At 71.8% G+C, this 15,231-nt stretch carries 11 protein-coding genes and 1 pseudogene; 9 read left to right on the top strand and 3 right to left on the bottom strand.

Going from position 1 to position 15,231, the window contains the following annotated elements; translation table 11 throughout:
• The 4 genes and pseudogenes from ACFQ4H_RS25580 to ACFQ4H_RS25565 form a co-directional block, all read left to right on the top strand.
• Positions 1 to 656, top strand: a pseudogene (locus ACFQ4H_RS25580) (hypothetical protein); the annotation flags it as partial.
• A gap of 110 nt (positions 657 to 766) precedes the next feature.
• Positions 767 to 3,487: an ATP-binding protein gene (locus tag ACFQ4H_RS25575; RefSeq protein ID WP_377575143.1), complete on the top strand. Its 2,721-nt coding sequence runs from the start codon at positions 767 to 769 to the stop codon at positions 3,485 to 3,487.
• A gap of 246 nt (positions 3,488 to 3,733) precedes the next feature.
• Positions 3,734 to 4,225: an SRPBCC domain-containing protein gene (locus tag ACFQ4H_RS25570; protein WP_377575140.1), complete on the top strand. Its 492-nt coding sequence runs from the start codon at positions 3,734 to 3,736 to the stop codon at positions 4,223 to 4,225.
• Between the two features lie 47 nt (positions 4,226 to 4,272).
• Entirely contained in the window at positions 4,273 to 5,604 is a 1,332-nt protein-coding gene (locus ACFQ4H_RS25565; protein ID WP_377575137.1) for an SGNH/GDSL hydrolase family protein, read from the top strand.
• Positions 5,605 to 5,933: 329 nt separating this feature from the next.
• On the opposite strand, the gene ACFQ4H_RS25560 is transcribed toward ACFQ4H_RS25565, so the two are convergent.
• Positions 5,934 to 7,250 (bottom strand): ribonuclease D, encoded by a 1,317-nt coding sequence (locus ACFQ4H_RS25560; protein WP_377575134.1) that lies wholly within the window; start codon positions 7,248 to 7,250, stop codon positions 5,934 to 5,936.
• Between the two features lie 362 nt (positions 7,251 to 7,612).
• Between ACFQ4H_RS25560 and ACFQ4H_RS25555 the strand changes: the two genes are divergently transcribed.
• Together ACFQ4H_RS25555 and ACFQ4H_RS25550 are read left to right on the top strand one after the other, a co-directional pair.
• Entirely contained in the window at positions 7,613 to 9,022 is a 1,410-nt protein-coding gene (locus ACFQ4H_RS25555; RefSeq protein ID WP_377575150.1) for a S1C family serine protease, read from the top strand.
• Between the two features lie 72 nt (positions 9,023 to 9,094).
• A complete protein-coding gene (locus ACFQ4H_RS25550) occupies positions 9,095 to 9,952 on the top strand; it encodes a hypothetical protein (protein ID WP_377575131.1) in 858 nt (285 codons plus the stop codon).
• A 176-nt stretch (positions 9,953 to 10,128) separates the two neighbouring features.
• Here ACFQ4H_RS25550 and ACFQ4H_RS25545 read toward each other — a convergent pair whose 3' ends face one another.
• Positions 10,129 to 10,701, bottom strand: a complete 573-nt coding sequence (locus tag ACFQ4H_RS25545) for a DUF3000 domain-containing protein (RefSeq protein WP_377575128.1) — start codon at positions 10,699 to 10,701, stop codon at positions 10,129 to 10,131.
• A 107-nt stretch (positions 10,702 to 10,808) separates the two neighbouring features.
• Between ACFQ4H_RS25545 and hemE the strand changes: the two genes are divergently transcribed.
• Positions 10,809 to 11,897 (top strand): uroporphyrinogen decarboxylase, encoded by a 1,089-nt coding sequence (hemE, locus tag ACFQ4H_RS25540; protein WP_377575125.1) that lies wholly within the window; start codon positions 10,809 to 10,811, stop codon positions 11,895 to 11,897.
• A gap of 127 nt (positions 11,898 to 12,024) precedes the next feature.
• Here hemE and ACFQ4H_RS25535 read toward each other — a convergent pair whose 3' ends face one another.
• Positions 12,025 to 12,936, bottom strand: a complete 912-nt coding sequence (locus ACFQ4H_RS25535) for a CE1 family esterase (RefSeq protein WP_377575123.1) — start codon at positions 12,934 to 12,936, stop codon at positions 12,025 to 12,027.
• Positions 12,937 to 13,042: 106 nt separating this feature from the next.
• Between ACFQ4H_RS25535 and hemG the strand changes: the two genes are divergently transcribed.
• Together hemG and hemQ are read left to right on the top strand one after the other, a co-directional pair.
• A complete protein-coding gene (gene hemG / locus ACFQ4H_RS25530; protein ID WP_377575120.1) occupies positions 13,043 to 14,476 on the top strand; it encodes a protoporphyrinogen oxidase in 1,434 nt (477 codons plus the stop codon).
• Positions 14,477 to 14,480: 4 nt separating this feature from the next.
• Entirely contained in the window at positions 14,481 to 15,185 is a 705-nt protein-coding gene (gene hemQ / locus ACFQ4H_RS25525) for a hydrogen peroxide-dependent heme synthase (RefSeq protein ID WP_377575117.1), read from the top strand.
• Positions 15,186 to 15,231: the final 46 nt, after the last annotated feature.

Genomic DNA, 15,231 nt, shown 5'->3' with positions numbered 1-15,231 from the left:
ACCAGCCGACGGCCTACCGCGGGCTGCCGCGCGGCGAGGTCCGGCGGGGTGCCACCTTCGGTCGGCTGTGCGCCGGTGAACTGCGCATCCTCGCCCGGGGCGGGTCCCGCTGGTGGTGGCTCGGCGTCGCGGCGCTGACCGTCGTCAGCCTCCTGGTGCCGGCCACGGTGGCCGCCACCCCGATGTTGCTCCTGGTCTGGGTCTGGCCCATCCTGGTCTGGTCCCGGCTCGGCACCCAACGGCACGAGAACGGGGTCGGCCCGCTGCTCGGCGCGTACCCCCACGCCCATCGTCGGTTCCTCGCCGAATGGGCGGCCGGGGTCGGGTTCACCGCGCTGGTCGGGCTCGGACCGGTGCTGCGGCTGGCGATGGCCGCCGACTGGCCGGGGGTGGCGGCCTGGGGCGGCGGGGCGTTCTTCATTCCGTCGCTGGCGCTGGTGCTGGGCCTGGTCAGCCGGACCAGTCGGCTCTTCCAGGCGCTCTACCTTCCGCTGTGGTTCCTTCTGGTGAACGGTGTCGCCGCCGTCGACTACCTGGGCGCGGTACGGGTCGACGGGCAGCCCGCCGGACCGTCCCCGCTGCTGGTCGGAGGAGTCTCGTTGGTCCTGCTGGCGGCGGGGTTCGCCGTCGAGGTGACCCGACAGGCCAGGAGGTGACCCGACAGGCCAGGAGGTGACCGGCACCGTGGGCCGCAACGCCTGGCCCGGAGCACAGTGGATCGCCGGACATCCACCAAGATGGAGCAGTGATCCACGAAGATGGAGCGGTGAAACTGTTGCCAGCGGTGGAACTGTCGGCACGGGAAGCGGAGGTGCTGGCCCTGCTGGGGGAACGGCGCACCAACGCCGAGATCGCCCAGCGGCTGTTCATCTCCGTCCGTACCGTGGAGAGTCACGTCTCGTCGTTGCTACGCAAGTACGGTGCGGCCAACCGCCGGGACCTGTCGGCCCGCGCGGCGTCAGCTGCGGAAACAGCGTCGGCCCCTCGGCCCGAGAGCGGCGTCACCGGCCTGCCCGCGCCCCGGAGCACCTTCGTGGGGCGGCTGGCGGAGCGGGAGTCCCTGGCGGTGGCGCTCGCCGAGGCCCGGCTGGTCACCCTGGTGGGACCCGGCGGGGTGGGCAAGACCCGGCTCGCGGTCGAGCTGGCGGCCGAGATCGCGCCGCAGTTCGCCGACGGCGGTGCCTTCGTCGACCTGGTGCCGGTACGGGACAACTTCGTCGCGCCGGTGGTGGCCGCCGTACTCGGGGTGACCCCGGTACCGAGCCAACCCCTGATCGAGGCGATCAAGGGTGAGCTCGGCCCGAGGCGGTCACTGCTGGTGTTGGACAACTGTGAGCACCTGCTGGACGCGGTAGCGGCGTTCACCGAGGAGATCCTCTCCGGATGCCCCGGTGTGACGGTGGTGGCGACCAGCCGGGAGCGGTTGGCTGTGCCAGGGGAGCGGGTGATAGGCCTGTCCCCGCTGGTGGAGCCCGAGGCCCGCGCTCTCTTCGACGAGCGGGCCCGGGCGGCCGGGTCGGTGTTCCCCGGTGACCCGGTAGCAGTCGGTGAGCTGTGTACCCGGCTGGACAACATGCCCCTGGCGATCGAGATCGCCGCTGCGCGGAGCGCCTCGCTGGGACCCGCCGGACTGCTCGCAGCCTTCGCCGACCCACTGCGGATGCTGTCCGGTGCCCGGGGCGTCGATCCCCGACACGGATCCCTGCGGGCCGTCCTGAGCTGGAGCTGCGATCTGCTGGAGCAGGCCGAGAAGTCACTGTTCCGGCGGTTGTCCATCTTCGCGGGCGGCTTCGACCTGGCGTCGGCGATGCAGGTGTCCGGGTTGCGAGACCTGGCGGAGACCGCCGACCTGCTCGGCCGGCTGGTGGACAAGAGCCTGGTGACCCACGAGCGGGGACCGAACCGCTGGCGGTTGCTCAGCACGGTCCGGGCGTACGCGCGGGAGCACCTCGCTGTCGATCCGGGCCGGGCGGAGGTCTTCGACCGTTACCTCGGCTGGGCCACTTCGACGGCGACAGACCTGGTCGAGCGGCTGACCGGCCAGTGGCGCGAGGACTACGACATGGTCGCCGACGACCTACGCGCAGCGCTGCTCGGCTACCTCGGCGGCAGCAGCCCCGTGCCGCACCAACTGGCGCGTGCGCTCGGCCGGTTGACGTACGCCCGACGGTTCCTGGCCGCCGCACTGGGTTACTACCGCCGGGCCGCCGCCCTGGCACCCGATGCGGCAGCGGCGGCCCGGGACCTGCGGAGCGCGGCGGACTGTGCACTGATCGGCACCGAACCGGGCGGGCGGGTGGTGGAACTGCTGCTGGCCTGCGCCGACCGCGCCGGGGAGGGCGGCGACGGCAACACCCGGGCGATCGCCCTGAGCCGGGTGGTCGAGCTGGTCAACCGATTCGACGGCCGCATCGCCAGCGACATGTCGCACGAGCGGCTGACCGGTCTGCTCGACCGGGCCCGGGCCGCCGGGGACGAGAGCGACCCCGAGGTCGCGGCTGCCCTGGCCATCGCCCGGGTCTGGCAGGCCAGCGGTCGGCGGTTCTGCCCGGAACCCAACCTGGCGGTCACCGCCGAAGAGGCGGCTCGGCGCAGCGGCGACCCGGTCCTGATGAGCGCGGCTCTGGACGCTCTGGGCGGGGCCGCGGCCCGGGCCGGCCGGGCGGGTGAGGTGCGGCGGATCGGCGCACAACGCTTCGCCCTGCTGGACCGGCTCGACCGTACCGACCCACGTGCGGCACCAGAGATCGAAGACACCTTCCATGTCGCGGCCACCGTGGCGTTTCGGACCGGTGACCTGCCCGGCGCACTCGACGTCGCGTGGCGCATGGTCGACGACGACCTGCTCGGCAACCGCTCCTACCGCTCCGTGGGCACCCTGGTCCCGGCGCTGGTGCTCAGGGGCGAGTTGGACGAGTCGTTGTCGCAGGCGGAAGCGATGTGGGACGGCTGGCAGCGGGCCGGGCGACCGCCGACCGGGGACGTGGTCGGGGCAGCGGCCTTCGCCATGCTGGCGTGCGGACTGCGGGGCAACCGCGCCGACCTGCTGCGATGGCAGGATCGGCTGACCCGGAGCACCCGCGAGGCGGGCATCGACGTCTCGCGGCTCGCCTCGGTGGCGTTCGCCGAGTGCCGGATCGCCATCCATCTCGGTGACCTCGCCAACGCCGTACGACTGGTCGAGCAGAGCTTCGCCGACTTTCCCGGGTTCCGCTACGAGACGTACGCCCGGGCGGCCGGCGCCGAACTCGCGGTCGTGGCAGGGCTGCCGGAGGCGGCCCGGTGGCTGGCGAGGGCCGAAGGGTCGACCACCGACAACGCCTGGGCCACCGCCTGCCTGGCCCGGGCCAGGGGCCGGTTGACCGGGGATCCCCACGCCCTCGAAGCGGCATTGACCGGCTGGGACCGCCTCGGTGCCCGCATCGAGTACGCCGGCACCCTGGATCTGCTGTCAGGTCGTGATCGGCGGTCACCCCGACCGGAGTGATTCCACAACCCCGGCGTGGAAACCCGCAGTGCGGGGTCCGTGGCCGGGTCCGTGGCCGGGTCCGTGGCCGGGTCCGTGGCCGGGTCCGTGGCCGGGTCCGTGGCCGGGTCCGTGGCCGGGTCCGTGGCCGGATCCGTGGCCGGATCCGTGGCGAGCACGGATGTGTCCGCCGTTGCGTTGGCGGAGTCTGAACGAGGTCGACGACACCCGTCGACGTACCGGACTCCAACGCGAGGAGCAGCAGAAATGAACGGCAGCCAGCAATCCGACGTGCAGAGCCACCGCGTCTTCCTCAAGGCCAGCCCGGACCAGGTCTGGACCGCCCTGACCAGTTCCGACTGGACCAGGCGGTACGGGTACGGCGGTCGGATCGACATCGACGCCCGCCCCGGAGGTGTCTACCGCGGCTACGCCAGCGAGGCCATGGTCGGCCCGGGTGTCAGCATCGTCATCGTGGAGGGTGAGATCGTCGAGGCCGAGCCGGCGAAGCGCCTGGAGATGACCTGGCGGATGACCGCCGACCCGACCATGGCGGCCGAGCCGGCGACGCGACTGACCTACGACATCAGCCAGGACGAGCGGGCGCTGACCGTCCTGAACGTCACCCACGACGTCACCGGTGCACCACAGACGGCCGCCCTGGTCGGTGGTGCCATCGCCGGTACCGGTGGGGGCTGGCCCTTTGTGCTCAGCGACCTGAAGTCCCTGCTGGAGACCGGCACCGGTCTCGCCGGGTGAAGTCCCGTCTCTCGCGGGTCGGAGTCCCAGAAGGTGAGGCCGTGCCGATGACAGCACAGATACGACGCCTACTCGCGGCTGGCGTCGCCGCGGCGCTGGGCGTGACCATGTCGCCTCCGGCGGCCGTTGCGACGGCACAACCGGGGCGACAGTCCGACCGGGCCGGTGCGTCGGCCCACGTCGGCTGGAAAGCAGCGTGGGTCGCCTCGATGCACCACCCGTTCGCCGGGTTCGAGACCCCCAACTGGTCCTCCGCCGGGTTCGCGGACCAGTCCCTTCGACAGGTGGTCCGGGTCGGTACGGGCGGATCTGCGGTGCGGGTACGCCTGTCCAACCGGTTCGGCGACCGTCCACTCCGGGTGACCGGCGTGACGGTCGGCCGGGCCGGTGTCGGGGCGGCCGTCCAACCGGGCAGCTTACGCCCGCTGACCTTCCACCGGTCGGCATCGGTGACCATCCCCGCCGGCGCCGAGATCGTCTCCGACGCGGCGTCGCTGTCGACGCGGGCGCTGGACTCCCTCGCGGTGACGCTGTACTTTGCCGATGCCACCGGCCCGGCGACCCTGCACGAGAATGCGAACGCCACCACCTACCGGGCGTCCGGTGATCGGCGATCCGCTTCCGGTGCCGGCGCGTTCGACCAGACCAGCCGGTCCTGGTACTTCCTGACCGGGGTGGACATCGCAGGCCGGTCGGGACGGGACCACGGCGTCGTGGTGGCGTTCGGGGATTCGATCACCGACGGGTACGCCACCACGCCGGACGCCGACAACCGGTACCCGGACGAGTTGGCTGAGCGGCTGGCGACCGGTCACCGACCGTTGGGCGTGGTCAACGCGGGGATCAGTGGGAACAAGCTGCTTGCCGACTCGACCTGCTTCGGGGCGGCCGGCGTGTCCCGGTTCGGCCGGGACGTTCTTGACCAGCCGGGCGTACGGGCGGTGGTCGTCCTCGAAGGGATCAACGACATCGGTGGGGGAGGCTATCCCGACTTCGGTTGCGGGTCGTCCCCGGTGGTGACCGCTGCGCAGATCATCGAGGGGCATCGGAGCCTGATCCACGCCGCACGTGCCCGTGGCGTACGGATCATCGGCGCCACCCTGCTGCCGATGAAGGGGGCTGTCGGCTTCGACACCCCCGCCAGGGAGGCGGTTCGTGACGCGGTGAACAGGTGGATCCGCGAGAGCGGCGAGTACGACGCGGTGGCGGATCTGGACCGGGCACTGGCCGACCCGGCCGACCGGGACGCGTTGCGGCCGGTCTACGACTCGGGCGATCACCTGCACCCCAGCGATGCCGGTGCGGCCAGGATCGCGGCGGTCGTCGCGCCGCTGGTCGGTCAGGACGACCCTGGCCGGGCGGGGGCACCCCGGGGATGAGATGCCGCCGGCCGCGCCGATCCGTTCCGGGTCGGCGCGGCCGGCGTGTCTGGCGGCCCGTTACGCCTGCCTGGTTGTTCTCGTACGACCCGGCGTAGCCCGGGTTGAAGACGGCCAGGCCCCCGGGAACTTTTCGCATGCCGGGCTGCCTGGCGTCGGGCGAGGGCGACCCGGAAGGCAACCCTCCGTTCGAGGTCGGTGGGCGACATGACGGCAGTCCAGGCACGGCTGGAGGAGAGTTGGACGGGTGGCAATGCCGGCCATGTCATGACCTGGCCGGCGTTGCCGCCCGCGCCGACCCGACCGGGTCGGCGCGCATCCTGCGGCCGTCAGGGCTCGCGCAGGGCGAGGGCGAGGTCGTCCGCGATCAGGCCGACCTGCCAACTCCGGGCACCGTAGCCACGTAGCGTCTCCGCGACGGTGTCCGTGGAGATCTCCTCCGGCGGTAGCCAGGCCAGCCGGCGTACCGAGTCGGGAGTGATCAGGTTCTCCGGGGGCAGGGTGTGTGCGGCTGCGATCCGGGTCACCACCTCCCGGCACCGGGCCAGCCGGGCCGCTGCCACCGGATCCCGTTCCGCCCACCGGTGCGGCGGGGGCGGCCCCTCGATCGGGGGGCTGACCGGCAGGGCCGAGTCCGGCAACTCACGTGCCTCGTTCAGCGCGTCCAGCCAGGTACGGGCGAGCCGGCGTACCGAGCGTCCGCCGAACCCGGGCAGCGTCAGCAGGGTACGTTCGTCCCTCGGGTCCAGTTCGGCGGCGGCGATGATCGCGGCGTCGGGCAGTACCCGGCCCGGTGCCGAATCGCGTCGCGCGGCGATCGCGTCGCGGGCGTACCACATCGCCCGGACCCGGGCCTGGGCCCGCGCGCCCCGGACGCGGTGGATGCCGGAGGTACGCCGCCACGGGTCCGCCCGCTGCCGGGGCGGCTGTGCGCCCCAGCGGATCAGGGCGGCGAACTCCTCGGCGGCCCAGTCCTGCTTGCCCTGCCGTTCCAGTTCCACGGCGAGGGCGTCCCGCAGGTCGGTGAGCATTTCCACGTCGAGGGCGGCGTAGGTCAACCAGGACTCGGGTAGCGGCCGACTCGACCAATCGGCCGCCGAGTGGTGCTTTTCCAGGGTGAATCCGAGTAGCTGTTCGGTTAGTGCAGCTAGACCGACCCGCTCGAATCCGGCCAGCCGGGCGGCCAGTTCGGTGTCGAAGAGTCGCTGTGGGCGTAGGCCCAACTCGGCGAGGCAGGGCAGATCCTGGCTGGCCGCGTGTAGTACCCACTCAGCATCGGCAATCGCCTCGTTGAGGGCGCACAGATCGTTCAGCGGCAAGGGGTCGATCAGCGCAGTTCCGGCCCCGGCCCGGCGGAGCTGGACCAGGTAGGCGCGTTGGCTGTAACGGTATCCAGAGGCACGTTCGGCATCGATGGCGACGGGGCCGGTGCCCGCGGCGAAGCGGGCGACGATTCCGGCTAGTCCGTCCGAGGTCTGTACGGGGCCAGGGGTGCCGTCACGAGGGGCGAGGAGCGGGACGGGCCCGCCAGGCGTTGGGTCGTGCCCCACGGTCTCGGGCTCCGGCGCGGGCGCCGGCAGGCTGTGTGGCTCGTCCCCTGCTCGGCGTTGCGCGGCCCGACGGCGCAGGGGTGGTTCGTCGGTCACCTGACAACTCTAGTGCGCGCCGTTGCACCGCTGGCGCAGCCGGTACGGCGCGTCGGTCGGCCAGAACGGTCGAGCCTTCTGGTATCAGGTCCGATAGGCGATCGTGGTGGTTTCGCCGTACCAGGCACATTGGCCAACAGGCCGGACATCGGGGAAGACAAAGACAGACCGTGCAGGTACGGTGCCACCTGCTACAGGTCCCCCTGGGCGGGTTGTCCGGTGGTGCGACTGTGGAACCAATCTCAACGGGAGGGCGTCCATTCATGACCTCTGGGTACGAGCCGCACGAGGGACAGCCGGTACCACCGTCGTTCGGCACTCCGAACACGGCTGACGGCGCTCCGCACGTGCCGCACCCCACCATGCCGGCGCAGCCGGCAGCCGGGCCGGGCCAGCAGCCCGTGCCGGCACCGCGTCCCGGCGGTGAGGGGCATACTCAGGTCCGGCCCGGTCCGATGCCACCTCGCATGGAGCCCATGCAGCACGGTCCGACCGGCGTTGCGGGCGCTCCGACGCCGGCAGGCCCCGGCTACCTGCCCGGGGCGACCGCACCAGCACCGGCCGGTTGGCCGGGAGGCCAGGCCACGGCCCCGCAACACCAGGGTGTGGCCTCGGTCGCGCAGCCGCTCACTCCGGCTGGTGCGGCGCAGCCGCTCACCCCGGCTGTTGCGGCGCAGCCGCTCACTCCGGTCCTTCCTGCGCAGCCGGGCCTGCCTTTACAGCCGGCCGCGCCGGCCGTCCCCGCGCTGCCCCAGACCGCTGCTGTTCCGTCCGCTCCCGTGCTGCCGCAGAGTGCGCCGCCGGCCGGTGCCGGGCAGCACGTTCCGTCCGGTTTGCCGGGGCAGGCCGGTGTCCCCGGTCAGCCCGTCCCGCTGGCCCCTGGTCAGCACGTTCCGCCCGGCAACATCGGCCCGGGTCCGTTGACCGGACTGGGGCAGGCAGCCGGGCCCGGTGTTCCGGTGCCACCTGCGGGGCTCCCCGCGACCGGGGGACGGCGACCCGGCTGGGCCGCGGTGACGGCCCTGGTGCTGGCGTTCGTCCTGCTGGTGGTGGCCGGTGTGCAGGCGTACCAGATCGTCCGGCTCTCCGACCGGTTGGCGAAGACCGATCAGAAGCTGGCCGAGGCGCAGAGCGATGACGGTGCCCGGCTCGACGGGCTGGAGAAGCGTACGGACGCGCTGGAGAAGCAGGCCGGAAGTGTCTTCAACCCGGAGGCGATCGCCGCAGCGGTCCTGCCCAGCGTCTTCCGGGTCCGGGCCGGCAACGCCACCGGAACCGCCTTCGCCGTCGGCAAGCCGAACGCCAGCGGTGGAGCCAACCTCTTCACCAACTTCCACGTCGTGGATTCGGTGTGGGAGAGCGGGCAGCGGCAGGTCTTCCTGGAGCGTACGGACCAGCGCTTCCCCGCCACCATCGTCGACGTCGACAAGGAGAACGACGTTGCTCTCCTCAAGACCGACAGCAGCTTCAACGGGCTGGTGACCGCACCCGCGCCGGTGAAGTCCGGTCAGCAGATCGTGGTGGTGGGTGCTCCGCTCGGCCTGGAGGACAGCGTGACGAGCGGGGTGGTCAGCGCGTTCCGCAAGTCCCCGGACGGAAGCGGCACGATGATCCAGTTCGATGCGCCGATCAACCCCGGCAACTCCGGTGGTCCGGTCATCAACGGCGCGAAAGAGGTGGTCGGTATCGCCACCGCCAAGGCCCGGGACGCCGAGGGCATCGGTCTGGCCGTACCGATCAAGACCGCCTGCGACAAGTTCAAGATCTGCTGAGTTCGGTTGGAGCCGGTCTCCGTTCCGGCGAGTCCAAGACCATCGCGACGTAGCACCTTCACTGGAGGAAAGATGTCCTACCCGCCGCCCGGCTACGACGGCTCCGCGCCGCCGGGCAACCCGCAACACCAGCCGGGTCAGTCCGGCGCGGGGTACCCGCCCCCCAACGCCGGCTCGGTCTACGGCACCCCGGCATCGGGTGCGCCGGTCCAGGGCGGTTACCCCGCTCAGACGCCGGCCGCTCCGGCCCCGGCGGCACCCGCCCCGGCGCCGGTCTACCACCAGACCGCCTACCAGCCGGCGGAAACCCCTGGTGTCCCGGCACAGGGTGGCTACCCCGGCACCACCGGGCCGGTTTCGACGCCGCCGTTCAGCGGTGGCCCGGTTTCCAGCCCGCCGGCCAGCGCCCAGCCCACGTACGCCACCGGGCAGTCCTCGGCACCGCCGTTCGGTCAGCCGATGTCTGGCCCGCCCGCCTCGTCGCCCCCGTACGGCACCCCGGCCCCGGCTTCGGGCGGTGCGGGACGCAAGGTGCTGGTCCTGGCGATCGTCGCCGGCCTGCTCTTCGTGGTCGGTGGTGTCATGACCGGGCTGTTCGTGGCCAAGTCGAGTGAGCTGAACCGGACCAAGAGCGACCTGACCGCCCAGGTCGCCGAGCGGGACGGCAAGATCGATGTCAACACCAAGGAGATCGAGAAGCTCAAGCAGGACCTGCAGGCCGCCAACGACAAGGTCAAGAGTGTCGAGCAGGACCTGACCGGCACCAAGAACGACCGCGACGAGCAGGCGCGGCAGAAGCAGGTCATCGGAAAGTGCCTCGACCAGCTCACCACCGCCCTGGCGGCGGCAGCGGCCAACAACCGTGCCGCCTACGACCAGGCGATGAAGGGGCTCAACACGATCTGCAACGAGGCCGAGAAGTACCTGTAGCTCGGTCCGGGCACCGGTAGCTCCGGCACCGGGAACACGACACGACACCGAGGGCCGTTCCGCTGGTGGCGGGACGGCCCTCGGTCGTACGGCCACCTTCAGGCGATGCTTGCCCAGCCCGACGAGGTCGGCCGGTGTCGGCCGAACGCGGGTCGGGCAGCGCCGACCCGACGAGGTCAGCCGGTGCCGGCCGAACGGTGGTCAGGCAGCGCCGTGACACCGGGTGGCGGCAGTCCGGCGGTGGAGGCCAGTAGCGCGCACCAGGCCAGCAGGTGAGGGCCGAGATCGGCGTCGACCGGGGTCCACGACGCCCGGATCTCGACGTCCCCGGCGGGAGCCGCGCCGGCCAACTCGCCGAACCTGGTCGACATCGTCTGGGTCACCGTGCCACCGATCGCCCGGTAGTCGGCACCATGGGTGTCGAGTGCGTCGATCAGCCAGGCCCAGCCGACGGTCGGCAGCAGCGGGTCGGCGGCCAGGTCGACCTCCAGGTCGGCGGTCACGTAGCTGACCATCCGCAGGGTTCCGTTCCACGCCTCGTGCCCCGCCGGGTCGTGCAACAGGATGAGCCGGCCGGTGGCCACCTCGTCACCATCACGCAGCACCGTGGCGCTGAGCGCGAAGGCGTACGGGGCCAACCGCTTGGGCGCACCCACCTCCTCGAGGCGGATCTCGTCCCGGGGCACCACGGACCGTAACCCGGCCACCGCACGGGCGAAGGTCTCGGGTAGTACGGTCGGGGGGGCCATCTTCGCAGCCTAAGCGGACCAGCCGTGAGGTGGTGGAGCGCCGCGCCGACCAGCCTGCGCCACAAAACCGGGCGGTGCCCGCCGAACGCAACTGATCACGTGGCACGATGGCGCCGATGAGCACCACGATTACGGGCCGTGCCCGAGGCGGGGAACCTGCGTCGGGCGGACCCGCTGACTCACCGTTTGTCCGAGCGTGCCGGCGTCAACCGGTGCCGCACACCCCGGTCTGGTTCATGCGTCAGGCTGGCCGGTCACTGCCGGAGTACCGGGAGATCCGGGCCGGCATCCCGATGCTGGAGTCGTGCCGTCGGCCGGAACTGGTGTGCGAGATCACGATGCAGCCGGTGCGCCGGCACGGTGTCGATGCGGCGATCCTCTTCAGCGACATCGTCGTACCGGTCGCCGCCGCCGGGATCGATCTGGACATCGTGCCCGGAACCGGCCCGGTCGTGGCCGATCCGGTGCGTACCGCCGCCGACGTGGAGCGGCTGCGGCCGATCACGGTCGACGACGTGTCGTTTGTGGACGAAGCCGTTCGACTGCTGGTCGCCGAGCTGGGGGACACCCCGTTGATCGGCTTCGCCGGTGCGCCGTTCACGCTGGCCAGCTACCTCGTCGAGGGCGGGCCGTCGCGTAACCACGTCCGGACCAAGGCGCTCATGTACGGCGCGCCGGAGGTCTGGCACGCGCTCTGCGGCCGGCTGGCCGAGATCACCGCCGAGTTCCTGCGGGTGCAGATCCGGGCCGGCGTCTCCGCCGTGCAACTCTTCGACTCCTGGGCCGGTGCCCTGTCCGAGGCCGACTATCGCGAGTACGTGCTGCCGCACTCCACGGCAGTGCTGACCGGGCTGGCCGACACCGGGGTGCCGCGGATCCACTTCGGGGTGGGCACCGCCGAGCTGCTCGGGGCCATGGGGGAGGCCGGCGCGGACGTGGTCGGGGTCGACTGGCGTACGCCGTTGGACGCGGCCACCGTGCGGATCGGTCCGGACAAGGCCGTACAGGGCAACCTCGACCCGTGCCTGCTGTTTGCGCCGTGGCCGGTGATCGAGGCGGAGGTGCGTCGGATCCTGCACGAGGGACAGGCTGCCCCCGGGCACGTGTTCAACCTCGGCCACGGCGTGCTGCCCGAGACGGATCCCGAGGTCCTCACCCGGGTCGTCGAGCTGGTGCACGACCTGTCGGCACGGTAACCGGGCCGTCCCCGGCAACTGCAAACGTGACGCCCGCAGCGGCTGTGCCCTCCGGCACAGCCGCTGACCGGGCCGCTGTCGTCGACTGGGCCCGGCCGTCGACCCTGGCCCGCCGAGACCTCGGTCGCTATGCCGACCGGCGCTGCTGGCCGGCGAAGAACTCCCACATCAGCTCCGTGGCGACGATCCCGGCGTCCGGTGCGGCCAGCCGACCCTGGGTCGCTCCGGGCCAGTTGTGCCCCATCCGGGGCAGCCGGAAGACGACCACCTGACTGCCGTCCGGGCAGGTCGTCGCCGTACGGGTGATCGGACCGGGCTGGCCGGCGGTGCTGGGACGCCCCGGCTGGCAGCCGAGCCGCTCCTGCCAACGGGTGATGCCGGCGTCGAACTGGGCGGCGTAGCGGTCCTGGCCGCCGATGAAGGTCAGCACCGAGACCGGACTCTTCGGCCGGTAGTTCGCGTCGCTGGTCCTCTCGCCGATGAAGCCGCCGCTCACCGGGGCGATCGCGGCGAAGGTGTCGGGCAGTTCGACGGCCAGCCGGAAGGCCATGTCCCCGCCGTTGGAGATGCCGGTGAGGTAGAGCCGTTGCGGGTCGGCGGCCCAGCGGCTCCTGAGCCGGTCGACCAGCGCCCGGACGAACCCGACATCGTCCTCCTCGCCGCAGCAGGTCAGCGCGTTGTAGCCGCCGTTGACGCCGTCCGGATAGACGGTCAGGAACCCGTGCTGGTCAGCCAGCTCGTCCAAGCCGATCATCTCTTGCAGGGCCGAGCCGTTGGCGGGATAGAAATGCAGCCCGATCACCACCGGAACCGGCCTGCCGGCGGTGAAGCCGGGCGGGGCGTGCAGCCGGTAGGTCCGCTCCCTGCCGTCGACCGACAGCTTCAGGAGGTGGTCGCCCGCCCCGACGACCTCGGCAGAGGTCGGTTCGGCGGTCGTCGGGTCGGTGGTGTCCCGGTCGCTGCCGCTGCAACCGGTGGCCGTGACCAGCACCAGCAGACCAGCTAGAAATGTTCGATGAAGGACATGACGCCTGTCCATGGCGAACCCCCGTTCGTTGACAAGGGCCATTAGGCCCGAGCCGCGAATCTCACACAACAACCCGCCCGGACGCTGAGGCCAAGTCGAGACCTGACAGGGTGTGGGTATGCGGACACCGTCCAGGATCGCTGTGGTGGGTGGTGGTATCACGGGGTTGGCCGCCGCGCTACGGCTGCGCGACCAGGCCCCGGCCGGCACCAGGATCACCGTGTACGAACAGTCCGGCGCGCTCGGCGGCAAGCTGCGCACCGGCTCACTGGCCGGCTCGCCGGTCGAAGCCGGTGCCGAGGCGTTTCTGATGCGAGATCCGACCGGCGCGGAGTCGGCCATGGTGACCCTGGCCCGCCGGCTCGGGTTGGCCGACGCGCTGGTGCACCCGTCCACCGGCCAGGCGGCGATCTACGTCGACGGTGAGCTGAAACCCGTACCCGGTGGCACGCTGATGGGCGTACCGGGGGATCTGGCGAAGGTGGCCGAGATCGCCCAGCCGGCGGCGGAGCGCGACCACGACGGTGGTCAGCCGCTGATCGGGCCGGACGAGGACCTGACCGTCGGTGAGCTGATCCGTCGCCGGCTCGGCGACGAGGTGGTCGACCGGCTGGTCGACCCGCTGCTGGGCGGGGTGTACGCCGGTCGGGCCGACGGGCTCTCCCTGGTCGCCACCATGCCCGGTCTGGCCCGGGCGGCGCGCACCGAACACACCCTCGTCGGGGCGGTCCGAGCCGCGATGGCGGCGGCACCCCGACCGACCGGCGCGCCGGTCTTCGCCACCGTGGCCGGCGGACTCAGCCGGCTGGTGACGGCGGCGGCCGACGCGATCGAGACACCGGACACCGACAATGCCGGCGGGGTCAGCGCGGAGATCCGGTTGAACGCGGCGGTACGCGAACTGACCGCCACCCCGACCGGCTGGCGGTTGGTGGTCGGCCCGGCCCGCGATCCGGAGCTGGTCGAGGTCGACGCGGTGGTGCTGGCCCTGCCGGCCCGGCCGGCGGGACGCCTGCTCTCCGAGGTCGACGTCGGGGTGGCGGCGCTGGTCGGTGGGCTCGACTACGCCAGCATCGGGCTGGTCGCCATGGCGCTGCCGGAGACGGCACTGCCGGCCCTGTCCGGCTTCCTGGTGCCGGCGACCGAGGGCACCCTGATCAAGGCAGCCACCTTCTTCACCACGAAGTGGGGACATCTGCGTCGTCCGGACGGGATGATCCTGGTACGCGCCTCGATCGGCCGGTACGGCGAGGAGCACCTGCTACAGCGGCCGGACGACGAGTTGGTGGCGACCGTGCACCGGGAGCTGTCCACCGCGCTCGGGACCGCGCTACCGGCACCGGTCGAGACGTACGTGCAGCGGTGGGGCGGGGCGCTGCCGCAGTACACCCCGGGACACCCGGACCGGGTGGCCGCCGCACGGGCCACCCTGCGGGCCGAGCATCCGACGCTCACGCTGGCCGGTGCCGGCTACGACGGGGTGGGCATCCCGATCTGCGTACGCTCCGGGGAAACAGCGGCTGACGAGATCATCAAAGCCTTGGAAGGGTGAGGTCATGACTGCGGAACAGTCCAACGCGGCCCGGCTGCGCGAGTTGAACGCGAGCATCCGCTACACGATGTGGTCGGTCTTCCGGGCGGCCCAGCCGTTGCCCGCGTTGCGTGACGGTCTCGCCTCGGAGGTCGAGTCGCTCTTCGAGCAGCTCGCCAGCAAGGACGTGGTGGTGCGGGGCACCTACGACGTGTCCGGGCTGCGGGCCGACGCGGACCTCATGATCTGGTGGCATGCGACGTCGAGCGACGACCTCCAGGAGGCGTACGGGCTGTTCCGACGCACCGCGTTGGGCCGCAACCTGGCCCCGGTCTGGTCGCAGTTGGCGCTGCACCGGCCGGCCGAGTTCAACAAGAGCCACATCCCCGCGTTCCTGGCCGGTGAGCAGGCCCGCGACTACCTCTGCGTCTACCCGTTCGTCCGCTCCTACGAGTGGTACCTGCTGCCCGACGCCGAGCGGCGTGAGCTGCTGTCCGAGCACGGGCAGATGGCCCGGGGCTACGCCGACGTACGGGCGAACACGGTCGCCTCGTTCGCGCTGGGTGACTACGAGTGGATGCTGGCCTTCGAGGCCGACGAACTGCACCGGATCGTGGACCTGATGCGGGACCTGCGCGGCTCCCGGGCCCGCCGGCACGTCCGTGAGGAGACCCCCTTCTTTACCGGCCGCCGCCGTTCCGTCGCCGACCTGGTCGCCACCCTGCCGTAGCTCTGGTGTCAGGAGGGCCCCTTCCTATCGCTTCTCGGGATAGGAA

Source organism: Micromonospora sonneratiae (genome assembly GCF_042679305.1).
In the GTDB taxonomy this organism is placed as follows: Bacteria; Actinomycetota; Actinomycetes; order Mycobacteriales; family Micromonosporaceae; genus Micromonospora_H; species Micromonospora_H sonneratiae.
Note: the sequence above shows the minus strand (reverse complement) of the source record. Positions and strands in the feature narration are given on the sequence as shown.